The organism is Paenibacillus sp. S-12 (assembly GCF_030363895.1).
Lineage (GTDB): Bacteria > Bacillota > Bacilli > Paenibacillales > Paenibacillaceae > Paenibacillus_B > Paenibacillus_B alvei.
In genome coordinates this window covers 1-24,853 of the sequence record NZ_JASIUF010000022.1, presented here as the reverse complement: position 1 = coordinate 24,853, position 24,853 = coordinate 1, and the positions used below count along the sequence as shown (strand labels likewise).

Below are 24,853 nucleotides of genomic sequence, written 5' to 3'. Positions count from 1 at the left end.
GTAAATTTAAGTAAAATGAATGGGAATTATAGGCTATGAAAATGTCGAATCGTAACGATCGCCTATGGCTGGTTGCCCTCTCCATCAGTGGAGCGGGTGTCTTGCTTGCCTTGTATATACTCTTAGGCTTTTACGCGGGGAAGTGGATTGCCAATGCTTTGGATGGGTCCAAGCTCTGGATGGGAGTCGGAAGTATTGTCGGGCTGTGCCTTGGCATCGTCAACATCATCTACTTAGTAAAGAAGTTCATGGGGGAACAAAATGAATGATATGACTTCCATGGTTCGTGCCGTTACGAGAGTGACGTTCCTCTTGCTGTCGGCGTTCCTACTTGGTTGGGCAGCAGCGCCGGAATATCGGCCATACACTGCCGGATTGATATTAGGAACAACGGCAGGGCTTGTCTATGCTCACTATTTGTCTATCAAAGTTAGACAGATTGCAGAGATGGCTGCTAGCCAGGAGAAGAGACGGTACAGCTTTGGATTTGTAACTCGTATGTGCATTGTACTCTTGGCAGTCATGTTCGCCATTAAGTTCGAACAGCACATATCCCTTGTGGCGACAATTGTCGGATTTTTTATTACTCAGTTATTGTCGATTTTCGTAAGTATAATTTGGGCAAGCAGAAAGAAAGCGTAAGCAGTCTATTGGAAAGGGGTGAACACATTTATGCACTCAGCACCGATTATCGAGGTTATGGGACTGCACTTGGATTTGTCCATCATCTTCACGCTACTCCTTAGCGGAATCATTACCTTTATTATTGCCCGGCTCGCTGTTCGCAATCTTTCGGTTGAAAAGCCTTCCAAGATGCAGAATTTCTTGGAGTGGGTTGTGGAGTTCGTACAAGGCATTATCGGTAGTGCGATGCCGCTGAAGAAGGGCAAGGCATTCATCTCATTAGGGATGACGCTTATCTTGTTTATTTTCGTATCCAACGTACTAGGTTTGCCATTCGCAATCATTACCGAAGCGCATCATCCGGTGTCTATCTTCGGTCACGAGATTGTAGCAACTAGTCAGGCGGCATTTGACGAACTTGCAGCTAAGGGTAAACCTGAACACGTCCATTTGTTGTGGTATAAGTCGCCAACGGCTGACGTATCCGTAACATTCGGTCTGGCGTTCATGGTCTTCGTTATCGTGAACTTCCTAGGCCTCAAGAACAATCGGAAGCACTACTTGAAGCACTACGTTGAGCCATTCCCAATCTTTCTTCCACTGAACATCGTGGAGAACTTGGCGAAGCCAATTGCGCTTGGTATCCGGTTGTACGCGAACATTTTCGCGGGTGAGGTACTGATATCCACACTCATTGGAGCAGGGGTATTCGGTCTACCGTTCCTCGCGGCATGGCAAGGCTTCAGTATATTTATCGGCGCGCTCCAAGCCTTCATCTTTACGATGTTGACAATGGTATACATCGCGCAGGCATCTGTACATGAAGAACATTAACAAACTCTGCCGAGTCCCATACTGATTATGGGCAACTTCGGGTGAGACATATAAACAAAGCAATTCAATAAATACATGAATTTTGAGGAGGACTTTTCTAATGGGTATGTTAGCAGCAGCAATTGCAGTAGGTTTGGGCGCTTTGGGCGCAGGTCTTGGTAACGGTATGATCGTTAGCCGCACAGTTGAGTCGATTGCACGTCAACCAGAAGCTCGTAACATGTTGCAAACGACAATGTTTATCGGTGTTGGTATCGTCGAGGTTATTCCACTCGCAGCTACAGTTATCGCGTTCTTGGCAATGTTCTCTTAATGAATAGACAAACGGTTTGGCGGGGAAGGCCGATGCCATCCGCGCCTTCGTTTTGTTAGCACGTCATGTTAACGGAAAGGAGTGACTGTAGTGAGTTTTGTTTGGGAAAATTTCGTGTGGGCGATCCTTGCTTTCTTAATCCTATATTTCTTACTTCAAAAGTACGCGTTCGGACCATTGTTCGACGTGATGGAGAAACGCCGCGAGCTCGTGCAGCAGCAATTGGATGAAGCGGCGAATAGCCGTTCACAGGCACAAGTATACGTAGAAGAACAGAAGGAAGCTCTTGCTACAGCGCGCAAAGATGCGTACGACATCATCGAGCAAGCGAAACAAACGAGCGTTCGTCAAGCAGACGAGATTATCGGCGGAGCGAAGAGCGAGGCTGTTCGTCTGAAGGAAGAAGCAGCTCGCGATATCGAGAGCGAGAAGAACAAGGCAGTTGCAGCTCTTCGCGAAGAAGTGGGCAACATGTCCGTAGCAATCGCATCGAAGATCTTGGAGAAGCAAGTTGACGAGAAAGATCAAGAGCAATTGGTCGGCCAATACCTGAAAGAGGTAGGAGGCAAACAATGAGCCAGAACATCGTAATCGCCAAGCGTTATGCCAAAGCGTTGTTCGAACTTGCTCAGGAGCGTCAACTGGTCTCGGAAACGGAACAGCAGTTGAAGGAAACTGCGGAATTGGTGAAAGCCAATCATGAATTGTACCTTATTCTGACGTCGCCGAATATCGGTCATGCCGAGAAGTCCGCTGTACTTGGCAAAGTACTGGACGGTCATGTGTCTGATATTTTGCTCAACATGGTTCAGCTGCTTATCGAACGTGGACGTATTGACGCACTGCGCGAGATAGCAGACAGCTATGTACGCATTGCTGGTGAAGCGCTCGGCATCCTGGATGCAACAGTGACATCCGCTTATCCGCTTGATGAATCGGAGAAGGAAGCTGTTGCTGCTGAATTCGGTCAGAAACTAGGCAAGACGATTCGCGTTCATAACGTTGTTGACGCATCCGTAATCGGAGGCTTGCAAGTCCGCATTCGGGATCACCTGTATGACGGCAGCTTGTCCGGCAAGTTGGAACGCCTAAATAGATCATTGAAATTGCAAGCGCAGTAATTCTTATCGAGAATGTTCAAGAAGTCCGTTTTTGAACACTCATCAACTATTTAGCACGGAAGAATGGGGTGAAGCGAGTTGAGCATCAGACCTGATGAAATCAGTACACTGATTAAAAGTCAAATCGAACAATATAAATCGGAAATCGAAGTGGCGGAAGTCGGTACGGTCATTAATGTTGGTGACGGTATTGCCCGTGTACACGGACTAGAGCAATGTATGTCCGGCGAGTTGCTCGAATTCTCTAACGGCGTTATGGGTATGGCCCTCAACTTGGAGGAGAATAACGTCGGTATCGTAATTCTTGGACCTTACAAAGACATTCGCGAAGGTGACCAAGTGAAACGCACAGGACGCATCATGGAGGTTCCTGTCGGTGAAGCGCTGCTTGGCCGCGTTGTCAATCCACTCGGCCAGCCAGTAGACGGCAAAGGTCCAATCGCTACGACGGAGTTCCGTCCAGTCGAATCCAATGCACCAGGCGTTATCGACCGTAAATCGGTACATGAGCCAATGCAAACAGGTATTAAAGCGATTGACTCGATGGTACCAATCGGCCGCGGTCAGCGCGAGCTGATCATCGGCGACCGTCAAACAGGTAAGACAACGATCGCAATCGATACGATCATTAACCAAAAAGGCAACGGCGTGAAATGTATTTACGTCGCAATCGGTCAAAAGCAATCTACAGTTGCACAAGTTGTAGAAACACTTCGTCGTCATGGCGCATTGGAGTACACAATCGTGGTAACAGCATCGGCATCAGAGCCAGCACCGCTTCTGTTCTTGGCTCCATATGCAGGCGTCTCCATGGGTGAGTACTTCATGTACAAAGGCGAGCACGTGCTCGTGATCTATGATGACTTGTCGAAGCAAGCCGCGGCTTACCGCGAATTGTCCTTGCTCCTTCGCCGTCCTCCAGGCCGTGAGGCATATCCTGGTGACGTATTCTACTTGCACTCCCGCTTGCTGGAGCGCGCTGCGAAGCTGAGCGACGAGAAAGGCGGCGGTTCATTGACCGCATTGCCATTTATCGAAACTCAAGCATCTGACGTATCGGCTTATATTCCGACTAACGTAATCTCGATTACCGACGGTCAAATTTTCTTGGAAGCTGACTTGTTCTATTCCGGTCAACGTCCAGCGATTAACGTAGGTATTTCCGTATCTCGTGTCGGTGGTTCCGCACAGATCAAGGCGATGAAGAAGGTAGCAGGTACACTTCGTCTCGATTTGGCACAATATCGTGAATTGCAAGCCTTCTCCCAATTCGGATCCGATTTGGATAAATCAACGCTTGCTCGCTTGAACCGTGGTGAGCGCTTGATGGAAATTCTGAAGCAAGGTGTCAACCAGCCGCTTCCAGTAGAGAAGCAAGTTGTCAGCTTGTATATAGCGACGAGGGGGCACCTGGATGATATTCCGGTGCAAGATATTCAACGCTTCGAGAATGAATTCCATGCTTACTTGGCAAGTAACCAAGACAGCATCTACCAATCGATCCGCGATACGAAAGATCTGGTAAAAGAAAACGAAGACGCACTGGTTGAAGCGGTAACGAAATTCAAAAAGAGCTTCGCCGTGTCGGTGTAATAGATAGAAGTTGACTGCAGCCCGGAAGCCTCAGGGCTCCCGGTGCGCATTCGAAGAAGTCCGCTTTGCCCTGCGCAAAGCGCTAAAGGCAGGTGAGATGGAAGTGGCTAAAGGAATTCTCGAGATTAAGCGCCAGATCAAGAGCGTGCAGAGCACGAAGCAGATCACGAAGGCAATGGAGATGGTTGGTGCGGCGAAGCTTCGCCGCGCACAATCGAAGGCTGAGGCAGCTCGTCCTTATGCGGATAAGCTGAAGGAGGTCGTCTCCAGCATTGCGGCTGGTACGCAAGGGATTTCCCACCCGATGCTAGAGAAGCGTCCTGTGAAGAAGACAGGATATCTTGTTATCACGTCCGACGGTGGCTTGAAGGGCGGCTACAATGCCAACGTGCTTCGTAAGGTCATGGTGACGATGCAGGAAAACAAGCTGACGAAGGATGATATCGTATTATTCGTCATCGGACGCAAGGGTCGTGATTACTTCCGCAGGAGAGGATTTAATATCGTGGAGGCTGTTACGGAGTTGCCGGATACGCCTACATTTGCAGATATTAAGTCTATCGCATACAACGCCGTGAAATATTTCGAAGAGCACAAGTATGATGAACTGATTCTGTTTTATAACGAATTCGTGAACGCAATCACACAGGTGCCGGTAGAGAAAAAACTCTTGCCGCTTGATGATGAAGCGTTTAACGGACCAGTAACATCGTATGAATATGAGCCTTCTGCTGAAGAAGTGCTCGGGCAATTGTTGCCGAAGTATGCAGAGACACTCATTTACAGTGCGCTCCTCGATGCGAAGGCAAGTGAGTTCGGTGCGCAGATGACCGCGATGGGTAATGCGACGAAGAACGCAACGAAGATGATCAGCTCGCTGACGCTTGTGTACAACCGTGCACGCCAAGCGGCGATTACGCAGGAAATTTCGGAAATCGTAGCAGGGGCAAACGCTCAGGCTTAATCGGAAATGCATGTTTGACAGTAGGAGGGAACGAGATGAGTAAAGGACGCGTGATTAGCGTAATGGGTCCGGTTGTCGACATTGAGTTCGAACGTGGACAACTGCCTGAAATTTTGAACGCGATCAAGATTGAGCAGAAGTCGACAACTGCCGGCGCGCCTGACATCAACTTGACGTTGGAAGCATCGGTTCACTTGGGTGACAACGTAGTTCGCTGCGTTGCGATGTCTTCTACAGACGGCTTGATTCGCGGCATGGAAGCGACAGATCTTGGCGCTCCAATTACAGTACCGGTAGGCGAAGCGACGTTGGGTCGTGTATTCAACGTGCTTGGAGAAGCAATTGATAATGCGGGCGACGTTGTAAAAGAGACAGTTAGCCCGATTCATAAAGAAGCTCCTAAATTCGACGAACTTTCCACGCAAGCGGAAATTCTCGAAACAGGGATCAAAGTTATCGACTTGCTGGCTCCGTATGTGAAGGGCGGTAAGATCGGTCTGTTCGGCGGTGCCGGCGTAGGTAAGACGGTAACGATCCAAGAGCTGATCAACAACATCGCGCAGGAGCACGGCGGTATTTCCGTATTTGCGGGTGTCGGCGAGCGTACGCGCGAAGGTAATGACTTGTACCATGAAATGAGAGAATCCGGCGTTATCAGCAAAACGGCGATGGTTTTCGGTCAGATGAACGAGCCTCCAGGAGCACGTTTGCGTGTTGCTTTGACGGGTCTGACTATGGCTGAACATTTCCGTGATGAAGAAGGCAAGGACGTTCTCTTGTTCATCGATAACATTTTCCGCTTTACACAAGCGGGTTCCGAAGTATCCGCCTTGCTCGGCCGCATGCCTTCCGCGGTAGGTTACCAACCTACATTGGCTACAGAAATGGGTCAGTTGCAAGAACGGATTACTTCTACGAAAAAAGGTTCTGTTACATCCATCCAGGCAATCTACGTTCCTGCGGATGACTACACAGACCCGGCTCCAGCTACGACGTTTGCACACTTGGATGCAACGACGAACTTGGAGCGTAAAATTTCCGAGATGGGTATCTTCCCTGCGGTTGATCCGCTTGCATCCTCATCCCGAATCTTGGCACCAGATATTGTAGGCGAAGAGCACTATCATGTCGCACAAGGCGTTAAACGCCTCTTGCAGCGCTATAAAGAACTTCAAGATATTATCGCAATCCTTGGTATGGACGAGTTATCCGAAGAAGATAAGTTGACGGTTGCGCGTGCGCGCAAAATTCAACGCTTCTTGTCCCAACCGTTCCACGTTGCGGAACAATTTACAGGCATTAGCGGTAAGTACGTGCCTGTTAAAGAAACAGTACGCAGCTTCAAGGAAATTCTGGACGGCAAGCATGACGACCTTCCAGAAGCAGCTTTCTTGTACGTTGGTACGATCGAAGAAGCTGTGGAAAAAGCAAAGACGCTGTAAGCGGCTTGACGTGAAACGGGCTGTCTGTTGCTAAGGCAAGGACAGAACGGAAGGAGGAAACCTCAGTTGAGCACCTTTTTGTTGGAAATCGTTACACCGGAGCACAAAGTGTTCGAACAGCAGGTGGACATGATTAGCGTCAAGGGCGTCGAAGGAGATCTCGGTATTTTGGCGAACCATATTCCAATGGTTACGCCGCTTCGTATTGGTCCGATGAAGATCAAGGAAGGCGGCAAGGAGCATTGGATTGCGGTACATGGCGGATTTGTCGAAGTACGTAAAGACAAAGTCGTTGTACTGGCAGAAAGCGCGGAAATGCCGGAAGACATCGATGTGGAACGTGCCAAGGCAGCCAAGGCCCGGGCGGAGCAACGTCTGGCGATGGCTGCACGGAGCAAGCAGGATTCCCTGGACTTCCGTCGTGCGGAATTGTCGCTCCAACGCGCCGTGACGCGGATTAAAGTCTCACAAAAAGAATGGTAATATAAATAGAAGAAGAGCTGTTCCAGAACCTCTCGGGTTGGTGGAACAGCTCTTTTTTTCATAAGAATATAAATTATGGCTTTAACATAACCTCAGCTTCAGAACGCTTCGTATGCATGCTGTAGAAGGCTTCACCGACCAATTGCGGGTCAAAGGAGGTATTAGGCTGAACAAAGCCGCAGACGGTCAATGTACCGGCGTATAAACCGCACTGCTTAAACTCATCATGCAGGCTGTAAGCTAGACTGCGCAGACCAGACTTTCCAATGCCAAGCGATGCTAGTGCTGCTGTAGGGTACAGTGCTTGTCCCCCGCCAGTCAGTAGGTAAGAGCCTGTGCCTCGAGTCTTCATGCCCGGGAGAACGCACTGAGCAGTCGTAAGCGCCCCGACAACATTCACCTTGAAGTCTTCAATCATATCAGAAGGCTGCACTTCAGATGGAAGCCCAGGTGCATGAGCAGATGCGTTATATATGACGACCTCGGGTGTACCGTGTTCGGATTCTAGTGCTGTCAGTGCTTTACGAAGGGCAGTTTCGTCGCTAGTAAGTGCGACAGTGCCAGTCGCTTCGATATTCATGTCGTACAGAATGTCTTTCATTTGTTCAAGCGTCTCCTTATCTCGTGTAATGAGAATCGGAAGGTAACCACGCTGTCCAAATGACTTGGCAATGCCAAGTCCGATGCCGCAACCGGCGCCGACGATCCAAATCATCGGTTGTGTCATAAGTCGTTCAACCCCTTGTTGTATGATCCGATGTATGGATATTGTAAACTGAACAGGCTGCAGAGTTCAAAACCATTTTTCACACATCGCAATGAAGCCACAAAAATATTTTAGAAAATATCATTTTATTGCTTGACGCATGTAAGGGGTCTGTTTATAATGAAGACAGTTAATATTGATAATCATTCTCAGGTGGAGGTTATCAAGTTAACCTCATCAAGTGTACGTTCGGGAAGGCTACTTCTTGAACATTCACACCAAGTGAAATATCCTTCTTCTTGGTTCTTTTGATTTTCAGTAGGTTGGTTAATTGTAGGTAGTTTCCTCATCCTCCGTGAGCTGTGACCGGATCGCAGCTCTCTTTTTTTGTCCTTTTTTGGCCTCCAGTACGATATTCCTCTCTTTTTATCCATTCCTGATGTTCATAAAACATTCACTAGTCATCTTCTATCGTCCTCCTTATGTGAATATGTATATAACCAAAACCGAACAACTTTCGAAAAGATGTACAAAAGGTGGCAGGAATTGCATAGACGGGGTTGGTAGGTTTTGTTATAATTGTGGCGGGTTTATTACAAAATTCTCTATTTTTTTGCAAAATGGCAGATGCTGCGGCGGAGGGGGATGACCTTTGGAACAGTACATCAACAATTACGTCATTGTGGCCATTTTTATTGCACTCGGTATTTTATTGCCGGTTGTCGCACTGACGGTAGGGAGATGGCTTAGGCCGAAGAAGCCGACAGACATGAAGCAAACGACTTATGAAAGCGGTAACGAGCCTGTTGGTGTCGGACAAGTTCGATTCAACGTACGGTACTATTTGTTTGCACTCATGTTTGTCATTTTTGATGTCGAAACCGTTTTCTTGTACCCATGGGCGGTTGCATACAATCAGCTAGGGTTGTTTGCACTTGTCGAAATGTTAATTTTCGTCGGATTGCTGTTGGTTGGACTAATTTATGCCTGGAAAAAGAAGGTGCTTCAATGGGACTCACTTTAGAATCAATTACGCCGGAAGAACGTCAAGAGTTGGAACGCAATGTGTTCTTTGGCACGCTTGAACAATTGAAGGCATGGGCCCGAAGCAATTCATTGTGGCCGCTTACGTTCGGTCTTGCCTGCTGCGCAATCGAAATGATGGGCACTGGGGCTTCCCATTACGATCTGGATCGCTTCGGCGTTATTTTTCGCACTTCGCCCCGTCAATCAGACGTAATGATCGTAGCAGGTACCGTTACGAAGAAGATGGGACCATTGCTTCGCAGACTTTACGATCAAATGCCGGAGCCGAAATGGGTTATAGCGATGGGTTCCTGCGCTACTGCCGGAGGGCCATATGTCAAGTCTTATGCTGTGGTGAAGGGTGTGGATCAGATTGTACCGGTGGATGTCTATATCCCGGGCTGTCCGCCAAATCCTGCAGCACTAATTTATGGAATCAACAAGCTTCAAGAAAAGATCCGCTATGAGGCGAAAACCGGAAAGCGGGTGACAAATCGATGAGTGAGGAGCAAGAGAAGGACAAGACTGCAGGAGAACTACCCTCTGAACAACATGAGAAGCAAGTGTCGGATACAGACTCAATCTCGAGTACAGCAACAGGCCATGAATCCAACCCGGATGCAAAAGATTCTGTATTTGAAGAAAAGTTAGAAAAGCAGGCTAGTGAGCAGATTCAAGAATCTCAATCGCCAGATCAGGCTGCTTCGGGTGTGAAGCCTGATCCTACAGCACCAGAGCAGAAGCTGGAGACTGAAAAGACTGATGAGAAAAAAGAAGTCCAGAAGGAACAAGACATACAACTGGAATCGAAGCCCGTTCCTGCGGCTGCTGAAACCGAAGGCCATACCGACGCTACGAAGGAGGTTTCCGTCACAGCGGAAACAGAGAAGCCGAAGCGTGCGCCATTGACGGAAGAAGAGAAGGCAGCACGAATACAGGCGGCTGCTGAGGCGCGAGCAGCGCGAGCGAAGTCGGCAGAAGGCGGCGGAGAAGCTTCTACAGGAGCAGAACCTGCAGCAGCGCGTCCACCACGAGCGCACGTGAGAGAAGAAGGTGCTGGTGATGCCGCTGAGAAACCAGAACGGCCTGCACGCGCTCCTCGGGTAAAGGCAGATGAAGAACCGCCTAAGCCGAAAGAGCCTTCACCCAAGCAGCCTGTCCTTGATCAGCTCGTTGCCTTGCTGAAGACGGAAATCGCAGAAGAAGCGGTTGAGGAAGCATTTATCAATGAGATGAACGATCATTTGCCTACGGTAACGGTAAAAAATGAACATTGGTTAGCGGCTGCCGATCTCCTTCGTAAGCACGGAGATTGGTCATGTGACTATTTGCGTAATTTATCCGGCACCGACCAGGAGACACATTTAGAAGTCATCTATCACCTCATTAATTTGAACACGAGAGCAGAGGTTGCTGTTCGTGTTAAGACAGATCGCGAGGCGCCTTCCATCGCATCGGTAACGCCAATATGGCCAACAGCGGACTGGAATGAGCGTGAAGTATACGATTTGCTGGGCATTGATTTTCCGGGACATCCCGACTTGCGCCGCATCATGATGCCGGATGATTGGGTTGGACACCCGCTGCGCAAAGATTATGTGCCGTTAGATTCGGAGGTGTAACCACCCGTGATTCGCACAGAAGAATTGCTGCTTAATGTTGGGCCGCAGCACCCGAGTACGCACGGTGTATTCCGCATCGTCGTCAAGCTGGACGGTGAGGTCATTACGGAAGCAACTCCAGTAATGGGTTACCTGCATCGCGGTACGGAGAAGCTTGCGGAAAGCTTGAATTATACACAGATTATTCCTTATACAGACCGTATGGATTATGTCTCTGCCATGACCAACAATTATGTACTGGTTCATGCGGTAGAGAAGATGATGCAGTTGGAGATTCCTGAGAAGGCCGAATTTATGCGTCTTATCGTGATGGAGCTTCAGCGTGTAGCCAGTCATCTTGTGTGGTGGGGCACGTATTTGCTTGATATCGGTGCGATGAGCCCATTCCTGTACGCATTCCGTGATCGTGAGATCATCATCGATCTATTCAATGAATTGTGCGGTGCTAGACTTACGTACAACTATATGCGTGTCGGCGGGGTAAAGTGGGATGCTCCTCCGGGCTGGATCGATAAAGTACGTGAGTTTCTGCCTTATATGAAAAAGCGCATGGATGAATACGATCGGCTTGTAAGCGGCAATGAAATATTTTTATCCCGTATTAAGGGAGTCGGCACTTACGATGCAGAGACCGCGATCGCCTACGGGCTTAGCGGCGCCAATCTGCGCTGTACGGGCGTAAACTGGGATTTGCGCAAAAATGAGCCTTACAGCCTGTACGATCGCTTCGAATTCGATGTCCCGCTGGGCAAAGTAGGAGACTGCTATGATCGCTATGTCATCCGTCTGGAAGAGCTGAAGCAGAGCTTGCGTATTCTGGAGCAGGCTGTAGAGCAATTTCCGAGCGAAGGAGAAACAATGGGCAAAGTCCCTCGTGTCATACGGCCGCCTGCGGGTGAGGTATATGCACGGATCGAATCGCCGCGCGGAGAAATTGGCTGCTACATCGTATCTAAGGGCAAGGCGGAGCCATTCCGGCTGAAGTTCCGACGTCCGTCTTTTGTGAATTTGCAAATACTGCCGAAGCTGCTCGTAGGCGAAACGATGACGAACCTGATTACCATATTGGGCGGGATTGACATCGTCGTCGGGGAGGTGGATTGCTAGTGGGGGACTTGTTGAATCAAACACTCACGTGGCAGAATGGACTAATTTTCATCGCATGGGGAGTTGTTCTTCTACTCGTTGTCCTAGGCTTCGTAACCTATGCGATTTACTTCGAACGCAAAGTCATAGGCTGGATGCAGCTGCGTCATGGCCCTACACGAGTAGGTCCGCTTGGATTGCTGCAGACGGTTGCTGATATTTTGAAACTACTGCTTAAGGAAGACACAATACCTCGCAAGGCTGATAAAGCACTATTCATCATGGCTCCAGTCATCACGTATGTACCGGCATTTGCCGTTATAGCGACAATTCCTTATGCCGCTAACTTAGGCTTTGCCGATCTGAATGTCGGATTGTTATATTATGCTGCATTGTCCAGCATCTCTACGATTGGTATTATTTTAGGAGGATGGGCGTCCAACAACAAATACTCTCTGCTCGGCGGTATGCGCTCAGCGGCGCAAATGATAAGCTATGAAATACCTCTCGTTATTTCAGTAGCTGGTATTATCATGTTGAACGGATCGCTCAGCTTGCGTACCATAGTAGAAGGGCAAGGCAACTATTTTTGGGAATGGAACTTTATCCCGCAAATCATCGGATTCATTGTCTTTATTATCGCTGGGGTATCTGAGTTGAATCGTACCCCATTTGATTTGCCTGAGGCAGAATCAGAGCTTGTTGCGGGTTACCACGTTGAATATAGCGGTTTCCGATTCGCCTTCTTCATGTTGGCGGAATATGTGTATGTATTCGCACTTTCAGCACTGACGACGGTCTTGTTTTTAGGCGGCTGGCATCCACCGCTCCCGTTCCTCGACTTCATACCGGGGCTGCTGTGGTTCATCCTGAAATTCTCGTTCTGCGTCTTCTTCCTATTCTGGCTACGTGCAACGATGCCTCGCATACGCGTGGATCAATTGATGGGCTTTGGGTGGAAGGTGCTGCTGCCGCTTGCCCTGCTTAACGTCTTCTTGACGGCGATATACATCGAAATTTTCAACAAATAGGCTAGGGGTGAGATCCGTGAAAGGACTGTTGAAGGGTCTGGGCGTTACTTGGAAGGCGATGACGTCGAAGAAGGTCACCTACAAATACCCGGATGTTCCGCTAGAGATGCCCGATCGGTTTCGCGGCATACAGCATTTCGATCCTGATAAGTGTATCGTATGCAATCAATGTGCCCGTATCTGTCCAACGGAATGCATTTCGTTGATAGGTAAACCGAATCCGGATCCGGAGAAGAAGGGCAAAGTGATCGACACATACGATATTAACTTTGAAATTTGCATTTTGTGTGATCTATGCACGGAAGTATGTCCGACTGAAGCGATAGTCATGACGAACAATTTTGAATTGGCGACATACAGCCGTGATGATCTGTTCAAAAATTTGAATTGGCTGAACGACAACAATGTCAACATTCGTCAAGAGAACAACTCCGCCATGCCGAAGGGGGGCGCGAAGAAAAGTGTTTAACTTTTCCTTGGAATGGACAGGGGAGACAGTTGTCTTCTTCGTGCTGGCTATCTGCATTATTTCTGGTGCTGTGTTGATGCTCAATTTTTCAAAGGTTGTACATATGGTGATATCCATTGCCTTTTCCTTCTTAGGACTGGCAGGAATGTATATTTTGCTTGATGCCGAGTTTGTTGCTTTCGTGCAGGTGCTCGTCTATACGGGCGCCATATCAATTCTAATGATATTTGGTATTATGATGACCCGGCACGATAAGCAGGATGAGGCATTTGTTAAGCCGTGGAAGGAAACGCTGGCAGCAATCGGCTGTATTGCATTGTTCGGAGTGTTGTTCTTCTCCATTCGCAGCTCTGAATTCCCAGTGCACCAAGATGCTGAACTTGCACAGGACAATACGCTGAATATCGGGAAACAGATGTTTACGGAGCATGTCATTCCGTTCGAGCTGCTGTCGGTTCTGCTGACGGTCGCCTTTATCGGGGCGATCGTGCTGGCTAAAAAGGAGGCGGATGAATCTTGAGCACGATGCTTGCTTCCTTTCTGACACTTGCCGCTATTTTGTTCTGCATCGGTTTATATGGGGTACTTACCAAGCGCAACGCGGTTATCGTACTGTTATCCATTGAGCTAATGCTTAATGCAGCGAACCTGAATTTGATTGCCTTTTCGAAATACGGGGTCGTACCGAGCCTGAAGGGGCAAATTTTCTCTCTCTTTACAATTGCGATTGCAGCTGCGGAAGCGGCAATCGGTGTCGCCATCCTTATCGCGTTGTACCGGAATCGCGGAACGGCCAACGTGGACGAATTTGACGACTTGAAGAGATAATCGGTAGGGAGGATACGACAATGGAATCCGTCTTTTCGCAATTCGCATGGGCTATCCCGGTCATTCCGCTGCTCGCGTTCCTCATGCTGACGGCATTTGGCCGTCAGATGAAAGGCGCAGCCGTTCTGCTCGGCGTCATCAGCTCTCTTGCTGCGTTCGTACTGTCTGCGCTCCTCCTATGGGAGCGGGTGTCCAGCACGATGGAAGACTACACCCGAAGCTTCGATTGGATTCGCTTTGGTGACTTTCGTCTAGAGTTTGGATTCGATGTGACGAACTTGAACGCACTTATGCTCGTCATTGTGACGCTGGTCAGTTTGCTAGTAAATATATATTCCAAAGGGTATATGCATGGTGATGAGCGGCAAACGGTGTTCTATGCGTACATTGCGCTTTTTACCAGCTCGATGTTGGGGCTTGTACTGTCTCCAAATCTGCTGCAGCTCTATATCTTTTGGGAGCTTGTTGGTGTGTGCTCATTCCTGCTCGTTGGGTTCTGGTATGAGCGCCCGGCTGCACGTGTGGCCGCAAAGAAGGCGTTTATCGTCACACGGATAGGGGATGTTGGTTTATTCATTGCGCTACTGCTTCTGTTCTGGCATATGCCAAACCACGCGCTTGATTTTACATCCATAAGCAATGTGTTCAGCAATGCAGATTCGCTAGCACAGAGCGGCATTTCTGCCGGCCTGACGACTTGGATTGCGTCTCTCATATTTGTTGGGGCGGTAGGTAAGTCGGGTCAGTTCCCGCTGCATACATGGCTTCCGGATGCGATGGAAGGGCCGACACCGATCTCAGCTCTTATCCATGCGGCTACGATGGTAGCAGCAGGTGTGTATCTGGTTGCACGGACATTTGATATTTTCCACATGTCTCCTACGGCGATGACGATTGTTGCAAGTGTGGGGGGCTTTACAGCGATCTTCGCAGCAACGATTGCAATCGCGCAGCGAGACTTGAAGCGTATTCTGGCATACTCGACGGTTAGCCAGCTTGGCTACATGATGATGGCGCTCGGTCTCGGAGCGGTAACGGCAGGTATGTTCCACTTGTTTACGCACGCCTTTTTCAAGGCGCTTCTGTTCCTTGGAGCGGGTAGCGTCATTCATGCTGTACATACACAGGATATTTTCAAGATGGGCGGCATTGGCCGCAACATGAAGGTTACCGCTTGGACATTCGGTATTGGAGCACTGGCTCTGTCCGGTATTCCTCCATTGTCCGGCTTTTGGTCCAAGGATGCGATCTTGACAGCAGCTTGGGAGCAAAATAATTGGCTATTATTTATTGTTGGTGTAATAGCTGCATTCTTTACTGCATTTTATATGGCACGTTTGTTTTTCCTTGTATTTACAGGTGAGACATCGGCAGATAGCGATGCATCCAAGATTCATGAATCACCATTATCCATGACGATGCCTTTGATCGTGCTCAGTATACTGGCTATCGTTGCTGGTTTCATTAACACTCCGTTTGGCGGCAGTTTCGGCTCATGGTTGACTGGGGAGGAAGCGGCTGAACACGCGAATGTGATGGTGATGATAGTATCGGCGCTTATCGGTGTATTGGGTATTGGACTTGGTTATGTTATGTACGGCCCTGGCCGCAAGCGTCAAGATACGCTCGAGCAAACGGCAGCACCGCTCTATCGTTTGCTTGCCAACAAATATTATGTGGATGAACTGTATCACATTGTATTTGTACGTTCTCTTACTGGCATAGGGCTATTCCTAAAGGCGATTGATAAATGGATCATTGATGGCTTGGTTCGCTTGGTCACATGGTTTACGGTCGGTATCGGCAGAACGTCGCTGCGATTGCAAAGTGGCCAGCTTCAAACCTATGGATTAGTGTCCCTGTTTGGCTTTGTCGGAATGATTCTGCTCGTACTGGCACTTGGAAGGAGGTTCTGGTAGATGCTGAATGTTCTTTCTTCGATGCCGCTGCTAACGCTGCTGACCTTCTCGCCTTTGCTTGGGGTAATCGTATTATTGTGCATTCCCCAAGAACGAACACGTTCGATTCAAGTAACGGGCATTGTGACGACATTCGTGCCGCTTTTGCTGGCGCTTGTCATTTATGGCAATTATGATGCGCTGGAACAAGGCAAGAGCTTGGTGGAGCAACATTCATGGATTTCCATCCCGCTCAATTCCGAATTGATTGAGGGACTGAGCTCATGGGCATTCACGATACAGTATCATTTATCAATTGATTCGCTATCGCTTCCACTCGTTGTAATGACAACGATCGTAGCTTCAATGGCAGCATTTGCATCCCTATACGTGAAGAAGCGCTGGAAGTCGTATTTTATTCTATTCCTGCTGCTTGAAGTCGGTATGCTTGGCGTCTTTATGGCACGCGATCTGTTCTTATTTTTCATGTTCTTTGAATGGACACTGGTGCCGACTTATTTCCTTATTGGGATTTGGGGCTATATGCATCGCGAGAAGGCCGCAAACCAATTCCTGCTGTACAATGGTCTCGGATCCGCGCTTCTCTTGGTGGCTTTCATTATATTGACGGTGACTGCAGGCTTTGCACCTAACCCGGATATGGCTATCAATGGCCATTACGTGTATTCCGGCAATCTTGATGTCATTTTGAAAAACATTAACGATGCAGCATCATTTATCAATCAGGAGCAGAGCGGGGTATACTTGTCCGAAAGTATGCGAACCTTTGTCTTTTTCTTACTTATTGTTGCTTTTGGCGTAAAGCTCCCGATATTTCCATTCCATACTTGGATGCTGCGTGTGCACGCAGAAGCTCCGGCACCAGTTGTCATGCTGCACTCCGGAATATTGCTGAAGATGGGGGCATACGGGCTTGTACAGTTCGGAACTGCCTTGCTTCCGCATGAGACTGCAACATGGTCAGTGCTTCTGGCTGTGCTAGGCGTTATCAATGTGCTATATGGGGCTATACTCGCCTTTGTACAAAAGGAATTTAGATTAATTTTGGCTTACTCGAGTATTAGCCATATGGGCTTCGTCCTGCTTGGTATTGCGGCAATGAATGATATCGGGCTGCAGGGTGCTGTAGTACAGATGGTATCGCATGGATTCATCTCGGCGCTGTTCTTCCTGCTTGTTGGTGCATTGTTAGAAAGAACGGGAACTACGAGAATCGACGAGTTGGGTGGCTTAGCAAAGAGCATGCCGTTCTTATGCGGTATTCTTCTGTTGTCAGGCTTGGCTTCGCTTGGTTTGCCAGGCTTGTCCGGATTCGTAGCGGAGCTTCTCTCCTTGCTTGGGCTGTTCGAAACGATGAAGTGGGCTGCCATACTCGCAGCGCTTGGCATTATTTTAAGTAGTGTATATGTGCTTCGCGGGGTACTGGCTATCTCTTATGGTCCGAGAGATGAGCGCTATGCAGGCTTAAAGGATGCAAGGCTTGTCGAAGCCGTGCCGATTATGGTACTGACAGCGTGCATTATCTTAATCGGATTGTTCCCGTCGTTCGTTACGGCACCGATTGATAGTGGCGTCGAGCACGTCATCGAATTATTCAAGGTGAGGGGGTAGGCCCATGGATGCGACTACAGTTAAACTGCTGCAATTGGGCGATCTCGCACTGCTTGCACCTGAGCTGACGCTTGTTATTGCAGCGATTGTGATCTCGCTCATTGATTTGGCGCTGCCCCGTCGTGTAAATCGGGATATTATCGGGGGGCTGTCCCTGCTGGGCGTTCTGATTTCGCTCGGCTTAGTTATATGGAAGCTGTATCAACGGGTATATCTCTCAGAGGAAGCGGCCCGGGCTGTGCAGCTGCTCAATCAAAGCTATCGCATAGACGATTTTGCATTATTGCTTAAAATCGTATTCCTTACTGCAACGGGACTCATCCTGCTGATGAGTATCGGAAATATACGGGAAAATGAAATCTCAAATCGCGGCGAATATTACTATTTGCTGCTGCCAGCTACACTTGGGGCGATGATGATGGCTTCTTCAGGGGATCTCATCACGCTCTATGTTGGTCTTGAACTCATAAGCATCACATCCTACATTCTTGTTGGAATTAAGAAAAATGACCGCAAGTCATCAGAGGGTGCATTCAAATATGCGGTATTGGGAAGTGTTGCGTCCGCATTTATTTTATACGGCATGTCATTCGTTTATGGCATAACCGGAAGCACGCAGCTTGGAGCGATTGCCAGAGGGCTGTCGGATCATGTGCATGCCTTTGAGCCACTTATTTATGTGAGCTTTCTGCTTATGCTGGTAGGCTTCGGGTTTAAGGTGGCAGCAGCTCCATTCCATGCCTGGTCACCGGATGTATATGCAGGTGCGCCAACACCGGTTGCAGCCTTCTTGGCGGTTGTCTCCAAAGGTGCCAGCTTGGCAATTCTATTCCGCATCTTCTACAGTCTGTACTTTGGTTTGGGCGTCAACAAGGATATGATCATCTATCACGACTTTGCCACTATTCTCTTAGTTCTGGCAGCAGTGTCGATGGTTATCGGAACGACAATGGCGCTCAAACAGTCGAATGTAAAGCGGCTTCTTGCCTTGTCTGGTATTGCGAATGCAGGTTACTTGCTTGTACCAATCGGATTGGATATGCTGGATGGTTCGTGGCATTCGTCGAATTTCTCGGAGTTCCTATTCTACTTGCTGGCATACTTATTCACGACGATTGGTGCCTTCGCAGTCCATACGGTGATCGAACGTTCAGCAGGACATGACGAGATGAAGGGATATGCTGGCTTGTATTATCGTTCACCATGGCTTGCCGTAGCGATGACAGTGCTCGTGCTGTCCCTTGCAGGGATTCCAATTACGGCTGGTTTCATGGGTAAGCTGTACATCATATTCGGCGCAGCCGCCGGTCATACGGTATGGCTCGCTATATTGATGATGGTTACAGGTGTTATCTCTTTCTACTTCTACTTCGGCTTTATCCGCCAGATGTACATGCGGGCAGGGAATGAGGATGAGGTACGAATTTCAATGACACAACGAGTTGTCATCGCATTGTGCGTACTTTTCGTGCTGCTGCTCGGCGTGTTCCCAGGTTTTGTAGTTAAGGCGATTCAACAAGTCTTCTCCATTGGAGCAGACTTGCTGATCCGTATGTGATCAGGAACAACGATTCATTGGGTTGATGGCAAAGCGACTTTCCATGTTATTGAAGAATCGAAGCCTCTGTTTATGAAGAGGCTTCGATTCTTTTTTATTACATGTAGGACTACGGACTCAAATTGACCGATCTGAAAAGGAAAGAATGCCCCCACGGCGAAACTTTATAACGTTTAACGTGTAAAGTTATATTGTGTCTGTATGGATGGAGACAACGCCAAACGATGTCTGTCTTTATCTCATTCATAGTCGTAAATAAAGAGCAAGGATAGAGGTCAGGAGATATGATCGCGGAATGATTCCAATTTTCTTTCTTCCAGTGAATCGTACGTTCATAAACCTCTAGCACAGGCCTTCGGAACAAGAAGAGGATGGGATTCATTATGAAACGATTGCCTCGCGTCGTCGTGACCGGCACCATCATAGTACTTTCCAGCATGCTGCTGCTAGAATCGTCAGGCATGCGTCAAGCGATCTCGCCGATGTACGAGGTAAGTGGATTGAATGAGGCAGCACAGCACAGTTGGGAAGCTGCGGCACTTGTACCAACTGCGAATCTTGTCATCAATGAACAGCGTGACGAGAAAGCCGTCTCATGGATTATGAAGTGGAAGCAAGGATCACAGGATGACGCAATTTTGCGTCGTAGTATTGTGGAGTCAGAGCAGAAATCAGTAGGGATCATGGTCGTTCGTCCTAAGGAATCAGAGCAGCCGGATGCTTGGCTGCGCGATGCGAAGCGATCGAATGATATTGAATACATCGAACCGAATCACACGGTTCATACGCTGCAGTCAGTTGTAAAGCCGAATGATACCTTATATAGCCAGCAGCATTATTTGCAGCAGATAGGGATCGAAGCGGCGTGGGGACGGACACGGAGCAATCTGTCTACGACAATTGCGCTTGTCGACACGGGGGTCGACTTTAACCACCCGGATTTGAAGCCAAACTTAGTGAAGGGGATTAACCTGCTGGATTCGGGCATCCCTCAAGATGATAACGGTCATGGCACCAGTGTTGCCGGGGTTATTGCGGCTATCGGCAATAATAGTAAAGGTACAACCGGAATTGTATGGTCAGCTAAAATAATGCCGATCAAAGCACTCGATGCTAGGGGATATGGCGATGAGGATAAATTAGGGGCCGGGATTTTATATGCTGTTGATCATGGCGCCAAAATCGTGGTCATGTCAGTCGGACTCTATCGCTACTCGAAATACATGGAGGAAATTGTGAATTATGCTGAGCAGAAGGGGGTTCTGCTCATTGCAGCTACTGGTAACGACGGTACTCGCTATGGAGAGAAAATTGCGGTTAAATATCCAGCCGCTTATCCTACGGTGCTCGCCATCGGCGGCAATAACAATCACCAGCGGGTGGAGCCGCGTTCAAACACTGGTCCGGAGGTAGATCTTGTTGCGCCGTGGCATGTGTTTACGACCGCATTAGGCGGGGGCTATGCTGCTGAAGAAGGAACCTCGATGGCTGCTCCTCAAGTGGCAGGAGTAGCGGCATTGCTGTGGAGCCAATACCCTGAGCTGAAACCATATCAAATTCGCCAGCATTTGCGGAAAACAGCGAAGGATATCGAGGCGAAAGGCTGGGACGAGCTTAGCGGCTATGGAATGCTTCGTGCAGACCAAGCCTTATTAACGCCAATAGAGCAAGATCCATTCGGAACGAATACGAGTCGCGAAAAGGCGAGAGTGTTCCCGATAGACACTTCGCTGGCGGCAGAAATAAACGGAAAGAAGAAGGATAATTGGTTCGTTGTTGATGCTCCCTATGATGGAACTCTAGAGCTGAATCTGCAGCGAATTCAAGGATCAAGTAAAATCGGAATTACACATTTTGCTGGCAATAACCGTACAGGTAAGGCTTATAGCTACTCTAGCAATAAGCCGCTAGCTGTTCCCGTGAAGAAGGGAAAGAATGTCTTCCGATTTTACGCAGAGGATGCGGGTGCTGCGGTCGCATACAAATTATCGTCATGTTTCCTTATTTATGAGGATCCGTTCGAGCCGAATGATAAGCAGTTTCAAGCCTTTGCACTTCCTGCTCGGACACAGGATATTGTAGGCACATTCAGTCATGCATCTGACTTCGATTGGTACTCGATTCAACTGCCGACGAAGGCAACACTTCGGTTGAAACTGGATACGGACACTGTTCGTATTGATCCAGCAATGGAGATTCGTGGCTCGCATATGGATACACGCTGGGTAGATGAACAGAAAGAAGGTCAGGCTGAGTCGGTTGTTCTTCCTGATTTACCTGCGGGCAAGTATTATATTTTGGTACAGAATGCGGTAACCGCACGACCGGAAGCCGTAGCAGGAGAATATAAGCTGCATATCGATTATGTGACGCAATTTACGGATTCAAATGAACCGAATGATAAGGTGTATGAGGCTATCACCATGAGTGAAGGAACGGAATATAAAGGGGTCTTTCATGAGGATACTGATGTTGATTGGTTCCAATGGAATGTGAAGGAGCAGACGTACGGCCGTTTCCGGGTAGTGAATGTACCTTCTAACCGTGTGGTGACAATGTCTGTTCTTTCAAGGGAACAGAAGGTGATTGCCTCCGCACGCAATCGATTGGGTGAGACCTCTCTCGAGATAGGCACTCAGTTAGAACCAAGTACGTACTACGTACGATTGACGACCAGTGATAAGTTTGATACGCAATTCTATTCCTTGTCTGTAAAGGCTGAGCCGCTAGTAGCTGGCTTCCGTGATATTGGTCAACATTGGGCTAAGGATTCGATCGTTCGTGCGGTCAAGGCAGGCTGGATTAACGGCTATCCTGAAGCGGAGTTTGGACCGGATCGTCCTATCACACGAGCGGAGGCGGCTTCGATCATGGCAAATGCGTTCAAGCTCAGCTCTAAGGGGAAGCAGTCGCCATCTTTTAAGGACGTGACTTCAAAGCATTGGGCTTATTCAGCAGTTTCGCGGGTTACGAGTGCAGGCATTGCTGGAGGCGTCGGCGGCCAGCGCTTTGCACCAGATCAAAAGGTGAAACGCTCAGAGATGGCGGTGATGATAGGGAATGCCTTGCACCTCAAGGCAGGGGTGATTAGTGCTCCTCCATTTGCAGATGTCTCTGTAGGGCATTGGGCAGCTCCTATGCTGGCTGAGATGAAACGCAAGGGATATGTTCGCGGTTATAAAGGGAATACGTTCGAGCCAAATCGCGAAGCGACACGGGCTGAGTTTGCAGCGATGCTCCTCGTTGCCATGGACAAGAAAACGTAAGGAGGGGTTAAAGTGGGCGGAAATGAAACATGGACACAGGTCACCTCGTCTGTAGGTTGGAGCGGTGCTGTTCAAATGATAATTACATTGCTGTGCATTGCACTTGCATGGTGGGCACTGCAAAACGTAAAAATTGATTTGTTCATTCGGCACCCGCATAGCCCACAAGGCAAAATGGTTCATTTACTATTAGCCATTATAGTCGGCCGAGCAGTGGCTCATTTTTTTGTCGATTATTGGAGTTGGACACAATCATTACGTTTTTTGTTTTGAATCATTCAGGAATGGTTAAGAGGAAATGGACGGCGGTACACCGACGGGGTTCAAACCGTTATGTTTACATGATGAGGCCCCGTCCGACAAGGGTTTAAGCACTTGTCGAATAACATCGAATGAAGATGTCAACACTGGATGATAGCCCCAAGGAAAATGTGGAAGGGTCTATCGAAAAATATCGCTTGTCCATAGCTGTGATGCAGTGGTATGATGTAGTTTGGAAATCAAAAGAACGTACCATTTTTTACAGAAATATGGATAATGGGGCGAAATAAAGCGCGGAGGGAAACATGATGAGCAAATTTATCGTCCGCGGAGGCAACCGATTGATGGGTACAGTGCGTGTTAGTGGCGCGAAGAATTCTGTGCTTCCGATCATCGCTGCTTCGTTACTGGGAGAAAAAGGCGTTAGCGTTATTTGCGATGCACCTCCACTTGACGATGTGAAAACGATACACAATGTACTGGAAAAATTAGGTGCAAGCCTTACATATTCCAACGAAACTATTCATGTGAATGCGGAGAACCTTCATTCCTATGAAGCTCCATATGAGTTGGTGCGTAAGATGCGAGCATCGTTCCTCGTCATGGGCCCGTTGCTGGCTCGCGCAGGACAGGCGCGTATTTCTTTGCCTGGCGGATGCGCTATTGGAACTCGTCCGATCGATCAGCATTTGAAAGGCTTTGAAGCCATGGGTGCGGTTATTGGTCTCGGACAAGGATATATTGAAGCGAAAGTGGACGGCCGACTGAAGGGCGCTAAGATTTACTTGGATGTTGCGAGTGTCGGTGCGACGGAAAATATTATGATGGCGGCTACATTGGCCGAAGGTACGACAATTATTGAAAATGCAGCTCGTGAGCCGGAAATCGTCGACTTGGCGAACTATCTGAACAAGATGGGAGCAGTCGTTCGCGGAGCAGGAACAGGCGTTATTCGCATTGAAGGTGTGGATCATCTGCAAGGTGCTGAGCATACAGTAATCCCTGATCGCGTCGAAGCGGGAACTTATATGGTTGCTGCTGCGATGACAGGCGGAGATGTGTATGTGGAAGGTGCAATTGCGGATCACCTTGGCCCCGTTATTGCGAAGATGGAAGAGATGGGCATTACAATCGAGCCGGATGAGAATGGCATTCGCGTACGCGCGGAACAGCCGCTGAAGGCTGTAGATGTCAAGACGCTTCCATACCCTGGATTTCCAACAGACATGCAGTCGCAGATGATGGCATTGCTGCTTGCAGCGGAAGGAACATCTGTTGTTACGGAAACGGTATTCGAAAACCGCTTCATGCATGTGGATGAGTTCAACCTGATGAATGCCAATATTAAGGTTGAAGGACGTACTTCTGTGGTAACAGGACCAGCGAAGCTGAAAGGTGCTAAGGTAACGGCAACTGACCTACGTGCTGGTGCAGCGCTGATCTGTGCAGGCTTGATTGCTGAAGGCACGACAGAAGTTGGGGGCGTTCAGCATATTGATCGCGGTTATGTGCACTTGGCGGAGAAATTGTCTGCGCTTGGAGCGGACATCTATCGTGTGAATATGACGGAAAAGCCACAAGAAACGAAAGAAGAGAAGGTAGAAGGTGTTTTCCAAACTCAGCCAACTTGGGCGTAAGCCTATGTCGAGAAGGCTAGAGAAGGAGCCTCCATCTGGATTATATATAGACAATAGCATCGATACAAATGGTGTACCGACTAGACAAAAAGCCGCCTCATAAAGAGGAGGCTTTTTTGCATATAGGATACATAATTCTAAAGGAAAAGGTTTGTTTCCCTTAAAGTCTGGGATCCTTTCTAAATGCAAACGATAGATAAATGGTTATCCGGTTCTGTCCTCTCTCAAAAAAGCATAGGGTAGAAGAAAGAGGATTGACTCTGCTCTATTTGTGAAATGCTAGAAATGAAGAGAGGGTTCTTCCGTAGGAGAGGAGGAGAGAGTCGGATGGCAATGCAGCCGATGTTGAACGCGCAGGCGCGACGGCTCGCCCGCTGGCTGAAGCCGCGCCTGGGCTTTCGCGGCAGGGGGCGATGGGGCATGCCCACTTGCTCTTCAGTTTTTCCATTATAAAAAAGG

General features: G+C 48.5%; 26 protein-coding genes. 24 read left to right on the top strand and 2 right to left on the bottom strand.

Features of this window, described 5'->3' with window-relative positions:
• Positions 1–35: 35 nt before the first annotated feature.
• From NO352_RS20155 to NO352_RS20110, 10 genes are all read left to right on the top strand, one after another.
• Positions 36–269, top strand: coding sequence for an AtpZ/AtpI family protein (locus tag NO352_RS20155; protein ID WP_005544842.1), 234 nt, complete (start codon positions 36–38; stop codon positions 267–269).
• On the top strand, positions 262–642 hold the full coding sequence (locus tag NO352_RS20150) for an ATP synthase subunit I (RefSeq protein WP_005544840.1): 381 nt from the start codon (positions 262–264) through the stop codon (positions 640–642). Before NO352_RS20155 ends, NO352_RS20150 begins: the two co-directional genes overlap by 8 nt.
• A gap of 30 nt (positions 643–672) precedes the next feature.
• Positions 673–1,458: a F0F1 ATP synthase subunit A gene (gene atpB / locus NO352_RS20145; RefSeq protein ID WP_005544837.1), complete on the top strand. Its 786-nt coding sequence runs from the start codon at positions 673–675 to the stop codon at positions 1,456–1,458.
• A gap of 100 nt (positions 1,459–1,558) precedes the next feature.
• Positions 1,559–1,771, top strand: coding sequence for a F0F1 ATP synthase subunit C (atpE, locus tag NO352_RS20140; protein WP_005544835.1), 213 nt, complete (start codon positions 1,559–1,561; stop codon positions 1,769–1,771).
• Between the two features lie 90 nt (positions 1,772–1,861).
• A complete protein-coding gene (atpF, locus tag NO352_RS20135) occupies positions 1,862–2,347 on the top strand; it encodes a F0F1 ATP synthase subunit B (protein ID WP_005544831.1) in 486 nt (161 codons plus the stop codon).
• A complete protein-coding gene (locus tag NO352_RS20130; protein WP_005544829.1) occupies positions 2,344–2,892 on the top strand; it encodes a F0F1 ATP synthase subunit delta in 549 nt (182 codons plus the stop codon). Before atpF ends, NO352_RS20130 begins: the two co-directional genes overlap by 4 nt.
• A gap of 78 nt (positions 2,893–2,970) precedes the next feature.
• Positions 2,971–4,485 carry a F0F1 ATP synthase subunit alpha gene (gene atpA / locus NO352_RS20125; protein WP_005544827.1) on the top strand — a complete coding sequence of 505 codons (1,515 nt, stop codon included), beginning with the start codon at positions 2,971–2,973 and terminating at the stop codon, positions 4,483–4,485.
• A gap of 103 nt (positions 4,486–4,588) precedes the next feature.
• Positions 4,589–5,449 (top strand): ATP synthase F1 subunit gamma, encoded by an 861-nt coding sequence (atpG, locus tag NO352_RS20120; protein ID WP_040735686.1) that lies wholly within the window; start codon positions 4,589–4,591, stop codon positions 5,447–5,449.
• 35 nt (positions 5,450–5,484) lie between these two features.
• Positions 5,485–6,891: a F0F1 ATP synthase subunit beta gene (gene atpD, locus NO352_RS20115; RefSeq protein WP_163978466.1), complete on the top strand. Its 1,407-nt coding sequence runs from the start codon at positions 5,485–5,487 to the stop codon at positions 6,889–6,891.
• A gap of 66 nt (positions 6,892–6,957) precedes the next feature.
• On the top strand, positions 6,958–7,374 hold the full coding sequence (locus NO352_RS20110) for a F0F1 ATP synthase subunit epsilon (protein WP_005544821.1): 417 nt from the start codon (positions 6,958–6,960) through the stop codon (positions 7,372–7,374).
• Positions 7,375–7,447: 73 nt separating this feature from the next.
• Here NO352_RS20110 and NO352_RS20105 read toward each other — a convergent pair whose 3' ends face one another.
• Positions 7,448–8,101, bottom strand: coding sequence for an SDR family NAD(P)-dependent oxidoreductase (locus NO352_RS20105; protein ID WP_289356633.1), 654 nt, complete (start codon positions 8,099–8,101; stop codon positions 7,448–7,450).
• Positions 8,102–8,732: 631 nt separating this feature from the next.
• Here NO352_RS20105 and NO352_RS20100 point away from each other — a divergent pair.
• The 14 genes from NO352_RS20100 to murA all read left to right on the top strand — a co-directional run bounded on the left by NO352_RS20100 (position 8,733) and on the right by murA (position 24,394).
• Positions 8,733–9,104 carry an NADH-quinone oxidoreductase subunit A gene (locus tag NO352_RS20100; protein ID WP_005544817.1) on the top strand — a complete coding sequence of 124 codons (372 nt, stop codon included), beginning with the start codon at positions 8,733–8,735 and terminating at the stop codon, positions 9,102–9,104.
• Entirely contained in the window at positions 9,089–9,607 is a 519-nt protein-coding gene (locus NO352_RS20095; RefSeq protein ID WP_005544815.1) for a NuoB/complex I 20 kDa subunit family protein, read from the top strand. Before NO352_RS20100 ends, NO352_RS20095 begins: the two co-directional genes overlap by 16 nt.
• Complete coding sequence (locus tag NO352_RS20090; RefSeq protein ID WP_289356632.1) at positions 9,604–10,728, top strand: NADH-quinone oxidoreductase subunit C; 1,125 nt, start codon at positions 9,604–9,606, stop codon at positions 10,726–10,728. The genes NO352_RS20095 and NO352_RS20090 overlap by 4 nt, the downstream gene beginning before the upstream one ends.
• Before the next feature lie 6 nt (positions 10,729–10,734).
• Entirely contained in the window at positions 10,735–11,835 is a 1,101-nt protein-coding gene (locus tag NO352_RS20085; protein ID WP_005544808.1) for an NADH-quinone oxidoreductase subunit D, read from the top strand.
• Positions 11,835–12,845: an NADH-quinone oxidoreductase subunit NuoH gene (gene nuoH, locus NO352_RS20080; RefSeq protein ID WP_005544807.1), complete on the top strand. Its 1,011-nt coding sequence runs from the start codon at positions 11,835–11,837 to the stop codon at positions 12,843–12,845. The genes NO352_RS20085 and nuoH overlap by 1 nt, the downstream gene beginning before the upstream one ends.
• Positions 12,846–12,861: 16 nt before the next feature.
• On the top strand, positions 12,862–13,314 hold the full coding sequence (nuoI, locus tag NO352_RS20075) for an NADH-quinone oxidoreductase subunit NuoI (protein ID WP_005544806.1): 453 nt from the start codon (positions 12,862–12,864) through the stop codon (positions 13,312–13,314).
• Positions 13,307–13,834, top strand: a complete 528-nt coding sequence (locus tag NO352_RS20070) for an NADH-quinone oxidoreductase subunit J (RefSeq protein ID WP_005544805.1) — start codon at positions 13,307–13,309, stop codon at positions 13,832–13,834. The genes nuoI and NO352_RS20070 overlap by 8 nt, the downstream gene beginning before the upstream one ends.
• Positions 13,831–14,142: an NADH-quinone oxidoreductase subunit NuoK gene (gene nuoK / locus NO352_RS20065; protein ID WP_021257164.1), complete on the top strand. Its 312-nt coding sequence runs from the start codon at positions 13,831–13,833 to the stop codon at positions 14,140–14,142. Before NO352_RS20070 ends, nuoK begins: the two co-directional genes overlap by 4 nt.
• A gap of 20 nt (positions 14,143–14,162) precedes the next feature.
• Positions 14,163–16,061 (top strand): NADH-quinone oxidoreductase subunit L, encoded by a 1,899-nt coding sequence (nuoL, locus tag NO352_RS20060; RefSeq protein WP_289356631.1) that lies wholly within the window; start codon positions 14,163–14,165, stop codon positions 16,059–16,061.
• Positions 16,062–17,672: a complex I subunit 4 family protein gene (locus NO352_RS20055; RefSeq protein WP_005544801.1), complete on the top strand. Its 1,611-nt coding sequence runs from the start codon at positions 16,062–16,064 to the stop codon at positions 17,670–17,672.
• A 4-nt stretch (positions 17,673–17,676) separates the two neighbouring features.
• On the top strand, positions 17,677–19,230 hold the full coding sequence (locus NO352_RS20050; RefSeq protein WP_289356630.1) for an NADH-quinone oxidoreductase subunit N: 1,554 nt from the start codon (positions 17,677–17,679) through the stop codon (positions 19,228–19,230).
• A gap of 383 nt (positions 19,231–19,613) precedes the next feature.
• Entirely contained in the window at positions 19,614–22,496 is a 2,883-nt protein-coding gene (locus tag NO352_RS20045) for a S8 family serine peptidase (protein ID WP_289356629.1), read from the top strand.
• A gap of 12 nt (positions 22,497–22,508) precedes the next feature.
• Positions 22,509–22,769 carry a DUF1146 family protein gene (locus NO352_RS20040; protein WP_289356628.1) on the top strand — a complete coding sequence of 87 codons (261 nt, stop codon included), beginning with the start codon at positions 22,509–22,511 and terminating at the stop codon, positions 22,767–22,769.
• A gap of 296 nt (positions 22,770–23,065) precedes the next feature.
• On the top strand, positions 23,066–24,394 hold the full coding sequence (gene murA / locus NO352_RS20035; RefSeq protein ID WP_289356764.1) for a UDP-N-acetylglucosamine 1-carboxyvinyltransferase: 1,329 nt from the start codon (positions 23,066–23,068) through the stop codon (positions 24,392–24,394).
• A 224-nt stretch (positions 24,395–24,618) separates the two neighbouring features.
• Here the strand turns inward: murA and NO352_RS20030 are convergent.
• On the bottom strand, positions 24,619–24,853 hold a 235-nt coding region (locus NO352_RS20030), incomplete at its 5' end, for a hypothetical protein (RefSeq protein ID WP_289356627.1).